This is a genomic window from Mycobacterium gordonae (assembly GCF_002101675.1).
Classification (GTDB): domain Bacteria; phylum Actinomycetota; class Actinomycetes; order Mycobacteriales; family Mycobacteriaceae; genus Mycobacterium; species Mycobacterium gordonae.
In genome coordinates this window covers 1-16,254 of record NZ_LQOY01000014.1, presented here as the reverse complement: position 1 = coordinate 16,254, position 16,254 = coordinate 1, and the positions used below count along the sequence as shown (strand labels likewise).

15 protein-coding genes and 1 pseudogene are annotated in these 16,254 nt (G+C 69.4%); 13 read left to right on the top strand and 3 right to left on the bottom strand.

Annotated features, from left to right (window positions below):
• Positions 1 to 30: 30 nt before the first annotated feature.
• Positions 31 to 1,545 (bottom strand): PE family protein, encoded by a 1,515-nt coding sequence (locus AWC08_RS01430; protein ID WP_085087327.1) that lies wholly within the window; start codon positions 1,543 to 1,545, stop codon positions 31 to 33.
• Positions 1,546 to 1,798: 253 nt separating this feature from the next.
• Between AWC08_RS01430 and mqo the strand changes: the two genes are divergently transcribed.
• The 9 genes and pseudogenes from mqo to AWC08_RS01390 all read left to right on the top strand — a co-directional run bounded on the left by mqo (position 1,799) and on the right by AWC08_RS01390 (position 12,532).
• Complete coding sequence (gene mqo, locus AWC08_RS01425) at positions 1,799 to 3,280, top strand: malate dehydrogenase (quinone) (RefSeq protein WP_065131687.1); 1,482 nt, start codon at positions 1,799 to 1,801, stop codon at positions 3,278 to 3,280.
• A 15-nt stretch (positions 3,281 to 3,295) separates the two neighbouring features.
• Positions 3,296 to 3,382: pseudogene (locus AWC08_RS39500) on the top strand (hypothetical protein); the annotation flags it as partial.
• Entirely contained in the window at positions 3,354 to 3,824 is a 471-nt protein-coding gene (locus AWC08_RS01420) for a GNAT family N-acetyltransferase (protein WP_065131688.1), read from the top strand. The pseudogene AWC08_RS39500 and the gene AWC08_RS01420, both read left to right, overlap by 29 nt.
• Entirely contained in the window at positions 3,821 to 5,668 is a 1,848-nt protein-coding gene (locus AWC08_RS01415; RefSeq protein ID WP_065131689.1) for a magnesium chelatase subunit D family protein, read from the top strand. The genes AWC08_RS01420 and AWC08_RS01415 overlap by 4 nt, the downstream gene beginning before the upstream one ends.
• A 1-nt stretch (position 5,669) precedes the next feature.
• On the top strand, positions 5,670 to 6,284 hold the full coding sequence (gene cobO, locus AWC08_RS01410) for a cob(I)yrinic acid a,c-diamide adenosyltransferase (RefSeq protein WP_065131690.1): 615 nt from the start codon (positions 5,670 to 5,672) through the stop codon (positions 6,282 to 6,284).
• The gene (locus tag AWC08_RS01405; protein WP_065131691.1) at positions 6,278 to 7,642 is read left to right on the top strand and encodes a cobyrinic acid a,c-diamide synthase CobB; all 1,365 of its coding nucleotides are present in this window, start codon (positions 6,278 to 6,280) and stop codon (positions 7,640 to 7,642) included. Before cobO ends, AWC08_RS01405 begins: the two co-directional genes overlap by 7 nt.
• A 20-nt stretch (positions 7,643 to 7,662) precedes the next feature.
• Entirely contained in the window at positions 7,663 to 8,883 is a 1,221-nt protein-coding gene (gene cobA, locus AWC08_RS01400) for a uroporphyrinogen-III C-methyltransferase (RefSeq protein WP_065131692.1), read from the top strand.
• A 22-nt stretch (positions 8,884 to 8,905) separates the two neighbouring features.
• Positions 8,906 to 10,498: an MFS transporter gene (locus tag AWC08_RS01395; protein WP_065131693.1), complete on the top strand. Its 1,593-nt coding sequence runs from the start codon at positions 8,906 to 8,908 to the stop codon at positions 10,496 to 10,498.
• A gap of 282 nt (positions 10,499 to 10,780) precedes the next feature.
• A complete protein-coding gene (locus AWC08_RS01390; protein WP_069433591.1) occupies positions 10,781 to 12,532 on the top strand; it encodes a proline--tRNA ligase in 1,752 nt (583 codons plus the stop codon).
• A gap of 90 nt (positions 12,533 to 12,622) precedes the next feature.
• Here AWC08_RS01390 and AWC08_RS01385 read toward each other — a convergent pair whose 3' ends face one another.
• The gene (locus tag AWC08_RS01385; protein ID WP_069433590.1) at positions 12,623 to 13,072 is read right to left on the bottom strand and encodes a ferritin-like domain-containing protein; all 450 of its coding nucleotides are present in this window, start codon (positions 13,070 to 13,072) and stop codon (positions 12,623 to 12,625) included.
• Positions 13,069 to 13,608: a hypothetical protein gene (locus AWC08_RS01380; RefSeq protein WP_069433596.1), complete on the bottom strand. Its 540-nt coding sequence runs from the start codon at positions 13,606 to 13,608 to the stop codon at positions 13,069 to 13,071. Before AWC08_RS01380 ends, AWC08_RS01385 begins: the two co-directional genes overlap by 4 nt.
• A gap of 195 nt (positions 13,609 to 13,803) precedes the next feature.
• On the opposite strand from AWC08_RS01380, the gene rimP reads away from it, so the two are divergent.
• The 4 genes from rimP to AWC08_RS01360 all read left to right on the top strand — a co-directional run.
• Positions 13,804 to 14,340 (top strand): ribosome maturation factor RimP, encoded by a 537-nt coding sequence (gene rimP / locus AWC08_RS01375; protein ID WP_065131696.1) that lies wholly within the window; start codon positions 13,804 to 13,806, stop codon positions 14,338 to 14,340.
• Entirely contained in the window at positions 14,337 to 15,368 is a 1,032-nt protein-coding gene (nusA, locus tag AWC08_RS01370; RefSeq protein ID WP_069433589.1) for a transcription termination factor NusA, read from the top strand. Before rimP ends, nusA begins: the two co-directional genes overlap by 4 nt.
• Positions 15,369 to 15,420: 52 nt before the next feature.
• Positions 15,421 to 15,789 carry a YlxR family protein gene (locus AWC08_RS01365; RefSeq protein WP_082986029.1) on the top strand — a complete coding sequence of 123 codons (369 nt, stop codon included), beginning with the start codon at positions 15,421 to 15,423 and terminating at the stop codon, positions 15,787 to 15,789.
• 74 nt (positions 15,790 to 15,863) lie between these two features.
• Positions 15,864 to 16,254 (top strand): translation initiation factor IF-2 N-terminal domain-containing protein (locus tag AWC08_RS01360; protein ID WP_174900747.1); only part of this gene is annotated, 391 nt, incomplete at its 3' end.

Below are 16,254 nucleotides of genomic sequence, written 5' to 3'. Positions count from 1 at the left end.
CGGGACGGTCCTGATCGCGGTGCGCCGACGTCAAGCCTGACCGTCGCCCCCGTCATTGGAGTTAGCAACCACACCGTGCCCGCCGGAGCCGCCAACACCAGCGGTGCCCGCGTTACCTCCGGCGTTGGCATAAATACCATTGTTCGCGCCGAGGCCGCCCGTCCCTCCGCTGGCGCCGGCTTTACCGATGCCACCGGAGAAGCTGTTCGGAGGGACGGCGACCCCGCCACCGCCGCCACCGCCGCCGGTGCCGCTGCCCCCGCTACCCCCGGCACCAAAGGCAGCATTCAAATTCGACGGGACGTTGGTCGCGGAGCCACCTCCGCCTCCGGCTCCAGCGGCGCCTCCGGCGGTAGCGGCCCCGCCGCCGCCGCCTCCGCCTCCTCCGGCAGCTCCTGTCGATATTGCGGTGCCGCCCGCGCCGCCGCCGCCGCCGGCGCCGCCAGATCCGCCGCCGGGGGCACCAGCCCCGCCGCCGCCACCGTCGCCGCCGAGACCTGAGGCAACGGTGTTGACGCCGTTGACGGTTGTGGCGGTGCCGCCGTCGCCGCCGGTGCCGCCGATGCCGCCGGTGCCGTCGACTCCGGCGAAGACACCGCCGCTACCGGCGTGGCCGCCACTTCCGCCGGCGCCGCCACCACCCCCGCCGCCGCCGAACACCTCGTTACCGCTCAATGAGGACGTCTGGCCGGCATCGCCTTGACCACCGGTGCCACCTTGACCTCCGCCGCCGCCGCTGCCGTTGACTGCGCTGCTACTGGTGTTGCCGCCGGTCCCACCGGCGCCGCCGTTGCCCCCGTGGCCGCCTTGGCCGGCGTAACCCTTGGCAAGGGAGCCGTCGGCGGCGCCGCCGGTACCGCCGGTGCCGCCGCCTCCCCCGGTGCCGCCCGCGCCACCGTTGCCGGCCTGCCCGAAGAATCCGCCCAGCAACCCTTGCCCGGACCCGTTCGCGGCGCCGCCGGCTCCGCCAGAACCGAACAGGCCTCCGGCGCCACCGGCGCCACCGGCACCACCGACTCCGGCGCCACCGGCTCCGCCGTTGCCGCCGGCTCCGCCGATACCGATAAGTCCGGCGTTGCCTCCGGCGCCGCCGTTCTGCCCCGCGGCGCCCGAACCGCCTGCGCCGCCATTGCCGATCAGAATTCCGCCGTCGCCGCCGCGCTGCCCGGTCCCCGGGGCACCGTTGGACCCGTTGCCGATCAGGGGGCGGCCCAACAGCGCCTGGGTAGGCGCATTGATGGCCGCGAGCAGTGTCTGCTCGACGTTGGCTGCTTCGGCCGAACCGTACGCTGTCGCGTTCTCCGCCAAGGTCTGAACAAATCGGTCATGAAGTGTCGCGGCCGACGCGCTCAGCGCCTGGTAGGTCTGGCCGTGTACGGAAAACAACGCGGCAATAGCCGCCGACACCTCGTCAGCACCAGCGGCCAGCAATGAGGTGGTCGGGGAGGCGACCGAAGCGTTGGCCGCGGCGATAGCCGAGCCGATACGGGCCGCCTCCGAGGCAGACGCCAGCAGCGCTTCGGGACTTGCGAACAGAAACGACATTCCGCCTCTTTCACATGAGAACGCGTCGGCTCGGATTAGGCTCGTCGAGCATCTTACACCGTTACGGCACAACGTATTTCAGAATATGGTTCGAGTTTTACCGGTCTCGTACCGACCGGCGGGGGGCGTTCCCACTGCATGCTCAGCGGCACCCACAGACAGCTCGGACCGTTGGGTGGATGGCCCTGTGTCGCGGGCCGGCGGGATAACCTGGAGGACCCGGCACTTATATCAGGAAGGACCAGCGATTGGCGTGGCACCCCTAGCCAAAACCGACGTCGTGCTGGTGGGTGCCGGGATCATGAGCGCCACCCTCGGTGCCTTGCTGCGGCGGCTGGAGCCCGACTGGTCGATCACCGTCGTCGAGCGCCTGGACGGCGTCGGCGCCGAGAGCAGCGGCCCCTGGAACAACGCCGGCACCGGTCACGCGGGGCTGTGCGAGATGAATTACACGCCGCAGCGCCCGGACGGATCGATCGACATCACCAAAGCGGTGCTGGTCAACGAGCAGTTCCAGGTCACCCGCCAGTTCTGGGCCTCCGCGGCCGAGAACGGCATCCTGACCGACGTGTCGAGCTTCCTCAATCCGGTTCCGCACGTGAGTTTCGTACATGGCACCGCCGGCGTCGACTACCTGCGGCGCCGTCGTGACGCGCTGGCGCGCAACCCGTTGTTCGCGGCCACCGAACTCATCGTCGACCCCGACGAGTTCGCGCGCCGGCTACCGTTCATGGCCGCCCGCCGCGACTTCACCGAGCCGGTGGCCCTCAACTGGGCCGCCGACGGCACGGATGTCGACTTCGGCGCCCTGTCGCGACAGCTCATGGGCTACTGCGTCGAAGCCGGTGCCACGGTGCTGTTCGGGCACGAGGTGCGCGGCCTGGCGCGTCGTGGCGACGGCGGCTGGACGCTGACCGTCGGCAACCGGCGCACCGGCGAAAAGCGAAAGCTGGCAGCCAAATTCGTTTTCGTCGGAGCCGGGGGCGACGCATTGCCGCTGTTGCAGAAGGCCGGGATTGCCGAGATCCGCGGCCTCGCCGGGTTCCCGATCGGCGGCCGCTTCCTGCGCACCGCCAACGGCAGGCTCACCGCCGCACACCGCGCCAAGGTGTACGGCACTCCGTCGCCGGGAGCGCCGCCGCTGGGTGCGCTGCACTTGGATCTGCGACTCGTCAACGGCCGGCCCTGGCTGGTATTCGGACCTTACGCCGGCTGGTCACCGAAGTTCTTGAAACACGGGCACTTCAGCGATCTACCCCGATCGGTGCGTCCCCACAATCTCCCGTCCATGCTGGGTGTCGGGCTGCGGGAGACGACACTGCTGCGCTACCTCATCGGCCAGTTACGGCTCGCCGAGCCGGACCGGGTCGCGGCGTTGCGTGAATTCGCACCCAGCGCAGTGGATTCGGATTGGGAGCTCACAGTGGCCGGGCAGCGGGTGCAGGTGATCCGTCGGGCCAAGGGCAGGGGCGGGTTGCTGGAGTTCGGCACCACCATCGTCGGTGCCGCCGACGGCAGCATCGCCGGGCTGCTCGGCGGTTCGCCGGGTGCTTCGACTGCGGTCCCGGCGATGCTGGAGGTGCTCGAGCGCTGTTTCGCCAACAGGTACCAGTCATGGTTACCTACTCTCAAAGAGATCGTGCCGTCCCTGGGAGCTGACTTGTCGCGTGAACCCGCCCTCTACGACGAGGTGAGGTCGTGGACCAACAAGGCGCTGAGATTGGAAGCGGCATGACCCGCGGCGGCGACGATGCAGAGCGAAGCGATGAGGTGGGGGCACCTCCCGCTTGCGGGGGAGAGCGGCGCCAATGACCGAAGCTTTGCGCCGTTCCTGGTTCAAAGACCTTGACGCGCGGACCCTTTACGAGCTCCTGAAGCTGCGGGTCGAAGTGTTCGTGGTCGAACAGGCCTGCCCCTACCCCGAGCTGGACGGGCGTGACCTGCTCGCCGAAACCCGGCACTTCTGGCTGGAATCAACTGACGGAGAGGTGGTCTGCACCTTGCGGTTGATGGAGGAGCACGCCGGTGGTGAGAAGGCGTTCCGGATCGGCCGGGTGTGCACCAAGCGCAGTGCGCGCGGGCGGGGCCACGCCACCCGGTTGCTGCGCGCGGCCCTGGCCGAAGTGGGCGACTACCCCTGCCGCATCGACGCCCAGAAATACCTGGCCGAGATGTATGCCCGGCACGGGTTTGTCCGCGACGGCGACGATTTCCTCGACGACGGCATCCCGCATGTGCCGATGTTGCGGCCCGGCTCTCCCGCGGCGGGCGCCCGGTGAAGCCGTATCCGTTCAGCGCGATCGTCGGGCACGACCAGTTGCGGTTGGCGCTGCTGCTGTGTGCCGTGCGTCCCGAGATCGGCGGCGCACTCATCCGCGGCGAGAAGGGCACCGCGAAGTCGACGGCGGTGCGCGGGCTGGCCGCGTTGTTGTCGGCCGCGACGGACTCCGGCGGCGCCGGCCTGGTGGAGATGCCGCTGGGGGCCACCGAGGACCGGGTCGTCGGCTCGCTGGACCTGCAACGGGTGTTGCGCGACGGTGAGCACGCGTTCTCGCCGGGGCTGCTGGCCCGCGCCCACGGCGGTGTCCTCTACGTCGACGAAGTGAACCTGCTGCACGACCATCTGGTCGACATCCTGCTCGACGCCGCCGCCATGGGCCGGGTGCACATCGAACGAGACGGTATCTCCCACACGCACGAGGCCCGGTTCGTGTTGATCGGAACCATGAATCCCGAAGAGGGCGAACTGCGTCCACAGCTGCTGGACCGATTCGGCCTGACGGTCGACGTGCAGGCCTCGCGTGACGTCGAGGTACGGGTGGAGGTGATCCGCCAGCGGATGGCCTACGAAGCCGACCCGGACGGATTCGCGCTCAAATATGCCGACGCCGACGCCGAGCTGGCCCGCCGGATCGCCGCGGCCCGCGCCATCGTCGACGATGTGGTGTTGCCCGACAACGAGTTACGGCGCATCGCGGCGTTGTGCGCGGCGTTCGACGTCGACGGGATGCGAGCCGATCTGGTGGTGGCGCGCACCGCCGCCGCCCACGCGGCCTGGCGCGGCGCGCTTACGGTCGAGGAGCTGGACATCCGGGTGGCCGCCGAACTCGCGTTGCCGCATCGTCGCCGTCGCGACCCGTTCGACGATCACGGTATCGAACGCGACCAACTGGACGAGGCGCTGGCCCGGGCGGGTGAACAGGCCCAGGGCCAACCCGAACCCGACCCCGATCCCGACCCGCCCGGCGGTGGTGACTCCGCGCAAGACCTTGCGCCCGAACACAACTCGAATCAGGCGACGGCCCCGGCGCCATCCAAACCCAGCGCGCCGCCGTCGAAAGTCTTTCGCACCCGGGCGTTGACCGTGCCCGGGGTGGGCGAAGGGGCACCCGGACGACGATCGCGCGCCCGCAACGCCGCCGGCAGCGTGATCGCCGCCGCCGACCCGGCCGACCCGGGCGCGCACGGCCTGCACCTGTTCGCCACCCTGCTCACGGCAGCCGAAGACACCGATCGGGCCGGGCCGCTGCGTCTGCGGTCCGGACATCTGCGCCGGGCCGTCCGTGAGGGCCGCGAAGGCAACCTGGTGATTTTCGTCGTCGACGCCTCCGGCTCGATGGCCGCCCGCGACCGGATGGCCGCCGTCACCGGGGCCACCATGTCGCTGCTGCGCGACGCCTACCAGCGACGAGACAAGGTCGCCGTGATCACCTTCCGTCAGCAGGACGCCAGGATTCTGTTGCCACCGACGTCGTCGGCGCACATCGCCGGCCGGCGATTGTCCCGGTTCGACACGGGCGGCAAGACTCCGCTCGCCGAGGGCCTGCTGGCCGCGCGGGGACTGGTCATCCGGGAGAAGGTGCGCGACCGGGCCCGCCGCCCGCTGGTGGTGGTGCTCACCGACGGCCGCGCCACCGCAGGCCTGGATCCGTTGGGGCGCAGCCGAATTGCGGCAGCACGGTTGGTGGCCGAAGGGGCCGCCGCGGTTGTCGTCGACTGCGAGACGTCCTATGTACGGCTGGGTCTGGCCGGGCAGCTGGCCCGTCAGCTGGGCGCGCCCGCCATCCGGCTGGAGCAGCTGCGCGCCGACCACCTGACCCAAGCCGTGCGCAGCGTGGCCTGATATGCCCCAGGGAAATCCGATCGCGGTCCCCGCCGACGGCCTGACCACCCGGGCGCGGCGCAACACCCCGGTCCTGGCGGTGCATACCGGCGACGGCAAAGGCAAGTCGACGGCCGCGTTCGGGATGGCGTTGCGGGCCTGGAATGCCGGGATGAGGGTCGCGGTGTTCCAGTTCGTCAAGAGCGCGAAGTGGAAAGTGGGCGAAGAGGCAGCATTTCGGGAGCTCGGCGAACTGCACGAGCGCACCGGCGTCGGCGGCGCTGTCGAATGGCACAAGATGGGCTCGGGCTGGTCCTGGTCACGCAAGGCCGGTAGTGAGGTCGACCATGCCGCCGCGGCCGCCGACGGGTGGGCCGAGATCCGGCGCCGAATGGCGCAGCAGCGTCACGACTTCTACGTCCTCGACGAGTTCACCTACCCACTGAAGTGGGGCTGGGTCGACGCCGACGAGGTCGTGAACGCATTGCAGGCCCGCCCCGGTCACCAGCATGTGGTGATCACCGGCCGCGACGCTCCGCCGGGCCTCATCGAGGCCGCCGACCTGGTGACGGAGATGGGCAAGGTCAAACACCCGATGGACGCCGGGCGCAAGGGGCAGAAAGGCATCGAGTGGTAGCCCCCGCGGTCGTCATAGCCGCGCCGGCGTCGGGCAGCGGAAAGACTACGGTCGCAACGGGTTTGATCGGCGCGCTGCGCCGGGCCGGCCACCGGGTGGCGCCCTTCAAGGTCGGCCCGGACTTCATCGACCCCGGCTATCACGCGCTGGCCGCCGGACGACCCGGCCGCAACCTCGACCCGGTGATGGTGGGGGACAAGCTGATCGGCCCGCTGTTCGGCCACGGCTGCGGCGACGCCGACATCGCGGTGATCGAAGGGGTGATGGGCCTGTTCGACGGCCGCATCGGCCCGGACGCCCACGGCCCCGCGGCCGGATCCACCGCACACGTCGCGGGCCTGCTCGGTGCGCCGGTGATCCTGGTGGTCGACGCGCGCGGGCAGAGCCACAGCATCGCCGCTCTGTTGCACGGGTTTTCCACCTTCGACCCGCACACCCGGATCTGCGGTGTCATCCTCAACCGGGTCGGCACGGCCCGGCACGAGCTGGTATTGCGGCAGGCGTGCGAGCAGGCGGGTGTCCCGGTCCTGGGCGCCATTCCGCGGACCGCTGAATTAGAGCTTCCGACAAGGTATCTGGGTCTGGTCACCGCCGTGGAGTACGGTCGGCACGCTGCGCAGGCGGTCGAAGCGATGACCGAGCTGGTGGCGCGTCATGTGGATCTGGCCGGGCTGGTCGCGGCCGCGGCTGGCCGCGTCGACGACCCACCCTGGGACCCGGCAATCGCCGTCCCGTCCGTGGGCCGGCACGTTCGCGTCGCCCTGGCCGCGGGCAAGGCCTTCACCTTCGGCTACGCCGAACACGCCGAGCTGCTGCGGGCCGCCGGTGCGGAGGTCGTCGAATTCGACCCACTCAGTGACGTGCTGCCCGAGGCGACCGACGCCGTACTGCTGCCCGGCGGATTTCCCGAACAGTTCACCGCGGAGCTGTCCGCCAACGACGTCGTCCGGCGCCAGATCGCCGAACTGGCCGCCGTCGGCGCCCCCGTGCACGCCGAGTGCGCCGGACTGATCTACCTGGCCGACGAACTGGACGGCTATCCGATGTGTGGGGTGCTGGCCGGTTCGGCGCGGTTCACCCAACAGCTCACCCTGGGTTACCGGGACGCGGTGGCCGTCGCCGACTCGTCGCTGTACGCGGCCGGACAGCGGGCGGTGGGGCACGAATTCCACCGGACCGCGGTCACCTTCACCGGCAGCTACCAGCCGGCCTGGGTCTACCGGGGCGGGGCCGTGGATCGCAAACAGGACGGCGCCGTTTACGCCGGTGTGCACGCTTCTTATCTGCATACCCATCCGGCGGCGGCGCCCGATGCGGTGACCCGTTTCGTCGCGCAGGCCGCCATGCCCCGGGCCTGACGCGACATTAAGCTTGCCCGGTGACCGAGAGCCCCTATCTGGTGGGACTGCGACTGACCGGCCGGAAAGTCGTCGTCGTCGGCGGGGGAGGCGTCGCTCAGCGCCGGTTACCGCTGCTCATCGCCAGCGGCGCCGACGTGCACGTCATCTCCCGCAGCGCCACCGCCGCGGTCGAGGCGATGGACGGGATCACCCTGTCACTGCGCGAATACCGCGACGGCGACCTCGATGGCGCCTGGTACGCGCTGGCGGCCACCGACGACCCGCAGGTGAACGAAGCCATCGTCGCCGAAGCCGAACGGCGTCATATCTTCTGCGTCCGCGCCGACGTCGCGGTCGAGGGAACGGCAGTCACTCCCGCCTCGTTCCGCTACGCGGGGCTGTCGGTGGGCGTGCTGGCCGGCGGGGAGCACCGCCGCTCGGCGGCCATCCGATCCGCGATCCGCGAGGCCTTGCAACAGGGCCTCATCGCGGCGGAGACCTCCGACGACGTCGCGCGCGGCGGTGTGGCGCTGGTCGGGGGCGGCCCGGGCGATCCCGAACTGATCACCGTCCGGGGCCGCCGGCTGCTCGCCCAGGCCGACGTGGTGGTCGCCGACCGGCTCGCTCCGCCCGAACTGCTCGCCGAGTTGTCCCCGCATGTCGAAGTGATAGATGCCGCCAAGATCCCGTACGGCCGCGCCATGGCCCAGGACGCGATCAACGACGTGATGATCGACCGGGCCCGGGCCGGCAAGTTCGTGGTGCGCCTCAAAGGGGGCGATCCGTTCGTGTTCGCCCGGGGGTACGAGGAAGTTCTGGCATGCGCGGAAGCGGGGATTTCGGTGACCGTGGTGCCAGGTGTGACGAGTGCCATAGCCGTGCCCGCTCTGGCGGGCGTTCCGGTGACTCACCGGGCCACAAATCACGAGTTTGTGGTGGTCAGCGGCCATTTGGCGCCCGATCATCCCGAATCGTTAGTGAATTGGGATGCTTTGGCAGCAATGTCCGGGACCATCGTTTTGCTGATGGCGGTCGAACGTATCGAACTTTTTGTCGCCGCGCTGTTAAAAGGCGGCCGACCTGGGGATACTCCGGTGATGGTGGTGCAACACGGAACGACGGCGGCTCAGCAGACGTTGCGGGCGACGCTCGCGGACACCCCGGAGAAAGTCCGCGCGGAGGGCGTTCGACCTCCCGCGATCATCGTTATCGGGCCCGTGGCGGGCTTCGGCGGCGTCCAGGGTTTAAACAATTCTTAAGATTACTGTAAGGTAACCCGCTATGACGGCTCTCAACGACTCAGAGCGGGCAGTCCACACTTGGACTGAGGGACGCTCGGAACGTTCAGCCCAGGAGCGTCCCACGCGAACAGTGGAGACCCCTTTGCAGCGCATGAGCAGGTACTACCCGACGTGGCTACCCTCACGTCGGTTCATCGCCGCGGTCATCGCCATCGGCGGGATGCAGCTGCTGGCCACCATGGACAGCACCGTTGCGATCGTTGCGCTTCCTAAGATTCAGAACGAGCTCAGTCTGTCCGACGCCGGTCGCAGCTGGGTGATCACCGCCTACGTGCTGACCTTCGGCGGGCTGATGCTGCTCGGCGGCCGCCTCGGCGACACCATCGGGCGCAAACGCACCTTCATCGTCGGCGTCGCGCTGTTCACCATCTCTTCGGTGCTGTGCGCGGTGGCCTGGGACGAGGTGACGCTGGTCATCGCCCGGCTCTCGCAGGGGGTGGGTTCGGCGATCGCCTCGCCGACCGGCCTGGCGCTGGTCGCGACCACCTTCCCGAAGGGGCCGGCGCGTAACGCCGCGACGGCCGTGTTCGCCGCCATGACCGCGATCGGGTCCGTGATGGGCCTGGTGGTCGGCGGCGCGCTGACCGAGTACTCGTGGCGGCTGGCGTTCATGGTCAACGTGCCGATCGGGCTGGTGATGATCTACCTGGCCCGCACCGCGTTGCGCGAGACCAACCGCGAGCGGATGAAGCTCGACGCCGCCGGTGCCATGCTGGCCACGCTGGCGTGCACGGCTGCCGTGTTCGCGTTCTCGGTGGGCCCGGAGAAGGGCTGGCTCTCGTTGACGACCCTGGGTTCGGGTGTAGTGGCGGTGGTGGCGGCCATCGCGTTCGCCATCGTCGAGCGCACCGCGGAGAACCCGGTCATCCCGTTCCAGCTGTTCCGCGACCGCAACCGGTTGGTCACTTTCACCGCGATCTTCCTGGCCGGCGGCGTCATGTTCAGCCTGACCGTGTCGATCGGCCTGTATGTGCAGGACATCCTGGGCTATAGCGCTCTGGGCGCGGGCGTCGGCTTCATCCCGTTCGTCATCGCGATGGGTATCGGCCTGGGTATCTCCTCGCAGCTGGTGTCGCGGTTCTCGCCGCGGGTGCTAACGATCGGCGGGGGCTGGCTGCTGCTGGGCGCGATGATCTACGGCTCCCTGTTCATGCACCGTGGTGCGCCTTACTTCCCGAACCTGGTGCTGCCGATCGTGGTCGGCGGGATCGGCATCGGGATGGTGGTCGTCCCGCTGACGCTGGCCGCTATCGCGGGCGTCGGTTTCGACCAGATCGGTCCGGTCTCGGCGATGACGCTGATGCTGCAGAGCCTGGGCGGGCCGCTGGTGCTGGCCGTGATCCAGGCCGTGATCACCTCCCGCACGTTGTTCCTGGGCGGCACCACCGGCCCGGTCAAGTTCATGAACGACGCGCAGCTGCAGGCACTTGACCACGGCTACACCTACGGCCTGCTGTGGATCGCGGGAGCGGCCGTCATCGTCGGTATCGCGGCCCTGTTCATCGGTTACACGCCCGAGCAGGTTGCGCACGCCCAAGAGGTCAAGGAAGCGATCGACGCCGGCGAGCTGTAGCCGCTTTCGTTTGTCACACTGGCCCCAGCGGTCTCGGGAAAAAGTCGGGGGTCTTGCTGCCCGCCTTCGCGCGACAAAACAATCTGTCGCTCCGAGGCGGGCACGAAGAGTGTCAATTTTTCCAGAGGCCAGTGGGGCACCTGTGACTCAGCGATCCAGGGCGCCGCACCGAACCTGACAATCTGGCGGTCCCCACTCGCATTTTCGCTGCAATTTCGCAGGCTCGATGCCGGGCCGGGCGTGACACCAGCCACCCGCAGCCTCCAAGTAGGCTTGCCGCCTGTGATCACCCGGATGTCCGAGCTGTTCCTGCGCACCTTGCGTGACGACCCCGCCGACGCAGAGGTCCCCAGCCACAAACTGCTGATCCGCGCCGGATACGTCCGACCCGTTGCGCCCGGCCTGTACACCTGGCTGCCGCTCGGGCTGAAAGTGCTGCGCAACATCGAGCGCGTCGTGCGCGAGGAGATGGACGCCATCGGCGGCCAGGAGATCCTGTTTCCCGCCCTGCTGCCGCGCGCGCCCTACGAGACCACCAACCGGTGGACCGAGTACGGCGACGGTGTGTTCCGGGTCCAGGACCGGCGGGGCAACGACTACATGCTGGGCCCCACCCACGAAGAGCTGTTCACCCTGACGGTCAAGGGCGAGTACAGCTCGTACAAGGATTTCCCGCTGACGCTCTACCAAATCCAGAACAAATACCGCGACGAGGCGCGCCCGCGCGCCGGCATCCTGCGTGGCCGCGAGTTCCTCATGAAGGACTCGTATTCATTCGACCTCGACGCCGCCGGGCTCAAGGCGTCGTACCACGCACACCGCGAGGCCTACCAGCGCATCTTCGACCGGCTCCACGTGCGTTACGTGATCGTGTCGGCGGTGTCGGGCGCGATGGGCGGCAGTGCCTCCGAGGAGTTCCTGGCCGAGAGCCCGATCGGCGAGGACACCTTCGTCCGGTGCGTGGAGTCCGGATACGCGGCCAACGTCGAGGCCGTCGTCACCGCCCGGCCCGACGCACAACCCACCGACGACAAGCCCGCAGCCGAAATCCACGACACCGGCGACACGCCGACCATCGCCACCCTGGTCGCGTGGGCCAACGACAACCTGGATCGCCCGGTCACCGCCGCGGACACCCTCAAGAATGTGCTGGTGAAGGTCCGCCGGCCCGGCGGGGACTGGGAGCTGCTGGCCATTGGTGTGCCCGGTGACCGCGAGGTCGACGACAAGCGGCTCGGCGCGGCGCTGGACCCGGCCGAATACGCCCTGCTCGGCGACGCCGACTTCGCCCGGTACCCGTTTCTGGTCAAGGGCTACATCGGCCCGAAAGCTCTGCAAGACAACGGCGTTCGTTATCTCGTGGACCCGCGTGTGGTAGACGGCACCAGTTGGATCACCGGCGCCGACGAGCCCGGTCGCCACGTCGTCGGCCTGGTGGCCGGTCGCGACTTCACACCCGACGGCACCATCGAGGCCGCCGAAGTGCGCGAGGGCGACCCGTCTCCCGACGGCGCCGGCCCGCTGGTGATGGCCCGTGGCATTGAGATCGGCCACATCTTCCAGCTCGGCCGCAAGTACACCGATGCCTTCAGCGCCGACGTGCTCGGCGAGGACGGCAAGCCGGTGCGGCTGACCATGGGCTCCTACGGCATCGGGGTGTCGCGACTGGTGGCCGTGGTCGCCGAGCAGCACCACGACGAGCTCGGCCTGCGCTGGCCCTCGTCGATCACGCCGTTCGGGGTGCACCTGGTGATGGCCAACAAGGACCCTGAGGCCCGGCTGGGCGCCGCCAAGCTGGCCGCCGATCTGGACAAGGTGGGAGTGGACGTCCTGCTCGATGACCGTCAGGCGTCGCCCGGGGTCAAGTTCAAGGACGCCGAACTGCTCGGCGTGCCCTGGATCGTCGTGGTGGGCCGAGGCTGGGCCGATGGCCGGGTGGAGTTGCGCAACCGGTTCAGCGGCGAGACCAGCGAGTTGGCCGTCGGTGATTCGCTGACCGCCGAGCTGGTGGCGGCGATCGCAAGCCCGGCGTAGCCGGGCGCTGCGGGTCGCCGCCCACGGGGTCTGCGGCGATCGCAAGCCCGGCGTAGCCGGGCGCTGCGGGTCGCCGCCATCAACCGAGGCCTATTCGTTCCCGCCCGGAAACGCCGTGGTGATGGGCCAACCGCCCAGCACTTTGTTCCACCGCGCGGCCATCACCGCGCTCTGGGTCAGTGCGGTCGAGGCGAACGCACGGTCCTCGGCGGTCTCGGCGTGCTCGACGACCGCCCGCCACGCCGTCGCACCGTCGTTTTCCATGCGTGCCGCCAGCCGCGCCGCTTCCACCGGGCTGCCCACCGGTGCCGGCAGCTGGTAGCCGGCCGCCGCCGGCGCGGGCGTGACTTTGCGGGCACTCAGCATGGCGATGACGTCATCGCGGCGCTGGCGGTGCTGATTGAGCGCCTCCACCACCAAATCGTTGACGCTGGGCGGCGACAGCGCCGAGACGATGCCGTAGCCGTAGATGGTGCCGTGCTCGATCGCCAGCGCGTCGCTGAGCGCCGCGACGTCGGCGTCCTTATTGCCGGGACTCATATCGACGGTCCTCCCGGCACCAACGCCACCTCGCAGGACGCGGTGCACGAGGCGGCGATCGAGGCCAGCAGTCCGGCCCGATAGCCCGACGACGTCGACACCAGCCGATTGGCGTCGTCCGCCGACTTGCGCAGCGAGTCGATCACGTCCGAGACAGGTGGCGGAGGCGGCGGCGGAGCCTCCGGCTCAGTCGGGCTCGGGGTTGGGCTGGAGCTGCTGGTTTCGCTCGTCGACGAGACGAGCTTGCCGGCGGCCCGCGCGATCTCGGTGGACAGCGCGCGCGCATGAGCGGCGCGCTGGGTCGCGACGACGGTCAGCGCGGCCGCGATCTGCGGGGGGCTGCCGATCGCTCCGGCGGCCGCGGCGGCCAGCGCGCTGTCGCGCCGGGCCTGGTCCAACGGGCCGGTCAAATCTTCGACGGCGGGGGGCTTGGGCGTCGACTCGCCGCAGGCGGTTGCCGCCAGCCCGAGTGCGGCGAGAGCGGCACCACCGGCGAGCACACGCCGCCTGCTGATGACGGGTACTGCTCTGGGCACGCCCCACATCCTGCCATCACCGCGCCCCGCAACAGCACCAGCACAATGCGGCCGGCCGCCCGGCGATGCGATCACCGCGTTGTTGACCGGGCGTCAATAGCCGATCCTGGCGTATCGTTGGTGGCTGGCTCTCTGAGTTCGCTGTGAAAGCCGCGCGCAAGCTGATGACCGACAATTCAAGATGAGGAGCTCGCCGTGACCACCGGGCTACCTTCGCAGACGCAGGTGATCGAGCTACTCACCGGAGAGTTCGCGCGCGCCGGCTACGAGATCGAAGACGTGGTCATCAACAGCCGCACCCGCCCACCGCGCATCACGGTAATCGCCGACGGCGACACCGCCTTGGACCTGGATACGATCGCGGCCTTGTCCCGCGCCGCGTCGGATTTGCTGGACGACATCGACGGTGCCGTCGGCGGTCCGGACGGCTATGTCCTCGAGGTTAGCTCTCCGGGGGTGGAACGCCCGCTGACCACCGAGAAGCACTTCCGGCGGGCACGGGGCCGCAAGGTGGACCTGGCGCTGGCCGACGGATCGCAGCTGGCCGGCCGGGTCGCCGGGGCCGCTGACGGCACGCTGTCGCTGGTGGTGCGTACCGGACGCGAACTGCTGGTACGGGAGATCCCGCTGACCGACATCATCAAGGCGGTGGTGCAGGTCGAGTTCTCACCGCCGCCGAAAGCGGAGCTGGAGCTGTTGGATCAGGCACAGGGGACGGAGGCCGGAGCATGAACATCGACATGGCCGCGCTCCACGCGATCGAAGTGGACCGGGGCATCTCGGTCAACGAGCTGCTCGAGACGATCAAGTCGGCGCTGCTCACCGCCTACCGGCACACCGAAGGACACCAGTCCGACGCCCGCATCGAGATCGACCGCAAGACCGGCGTGGTGCGGGTCATCGCCCGCGAGACCGACGAAGACGGCAACCTCATCAGCGAGTGGGACGACACACCGGAAGGCTTCGGCCGCATCGCCGCCACCACCGCACGGCAGGTGATGCTGCAGCGCTTCCGCGACGCGGAGAACGAGCGCACCTTCGGCGAGTTCTCCACCCGCGAGGGCGAGATCGTGGCCGGGGTCATCCAGCGGGACAGCCGGGCCAACGCCCGCGGCCTGGTCGTCGTCCGGATGGGCACTGAAGCCAAGGCGTCCGAAGGCGTGATCCCGGCCGCCGAACAGGTGCCGGGCGAGAGTTACGAGCACGGCAACCGGCTGCGCTGTTACGTCGTCGGCGTCAGTCGGGGGTCGCGCGAGCCGCTGATCACACTGTCGCGCACGCACCCGAACCTGGTGCGCAAGTTGTTCTCCCTGGAAGTGCCCGAAATCGCCGACGGCTCGGTGGAGATCGTGGCAGTGGCACGGGAGGCCGGCCACCGCTCCAAGATCGCCGTCGCATCCCGGGTGCCCGGCCTGAACGCCAAGGGCGCCTGCATCGGCCCGATGGGGCAGCGGGTCCGCAACGTGATGAGCGAGTTGTCCGGAGAGAAGATCGACATCATCGACTACGACGAGGACCCGGCCCGCTTCGTGGCCAACGCGTTGTCGCCGGCCAAGGTGGTATCGGTCTCGGTGATCGACCCGAACGCCCGGGCGGCCCGCGTGGTGGTTCCCGACTTCCAGTTGTCGCTGGCCATCGGCAAGGAGGGGCAGAACGCCCGCCTGGCCGCCCGCCTCACCGGCTGGCGCATCGACATCCGGGGCGACGCGCCGGGTCAGCCCGAACAGGGCGCGAGCCAGGGGATGGCGCACGAGCACTGACCCGGACCCGCGGGTGGTTCTGACCACTGGTCGGGTGACGCTAGACTGAGCCGTGATCCAGCGCGAGCCTTCGGTCTCGGCGCGCCAACGCCCGGACAACCCCAGCGGACCGGTGCGGACGTGTGTCGGATGCCGGAAGCGAGAGCTGGCCGCCGAACTGCTTCGAGTGGTGGCTCGATCGACCGGGAACGGCAACTACGCCGTGATCGTTGATCCAGCCGGAAGCCTGCCGGGGCGAGGTGCGTGGTTGCATCCCGGTCCGCAGTGCGTACAACAGGCGATTCGGCGGCGAGCTTTCACCAGAGCGCTGCGTATCACCGGTTCACCGGACACATCCGCGGTGATCGAGCACGTCAGTTCCCTGGCGGGCGCGTCCCACCCGGCAACAGAACAGGTAGCAACGAACATGAGCACACCGTGAAGCCCCGATGACCATGTGTCATAGCTAAACCCGAGGCGCGGCCCCCTGCTGTCGCCTCATAGACAGGAGATGTAGTGGCAGGTAAGGCCCGCGTACACGAGTTGGCCAAGGAACTCGGTGTCACCAGCAAGGAAGTTCTCGCCCGACTGACCGAACAGGGCGAATTCGTCAAATCGGCATCATCCACCGTGGAAGCCCCCGTGGCCCGGCGGCTCCGCGAGTCCTTCGGCGGCAGCAAGCCCGCCGCCGGCGGTTCGGCCAAAACGCAGTCCGGCCCTCCGGCCGGCGCCCCGGCGGCCAAGCCCGCCGAGAAGGCGGCGCCCTCGGCGACGGATGCGGCACTGGATCGCGCACTGGACAGGGCGGTCGGCAACGGCGCGTCCACCGCTGCTCCGGCCAAGCCGGCGGCTCCGGGCCGCCCAGCCGCCCCAGCCGCCCCGGCCCCCGCGGCTCCTCCGGCTGCCC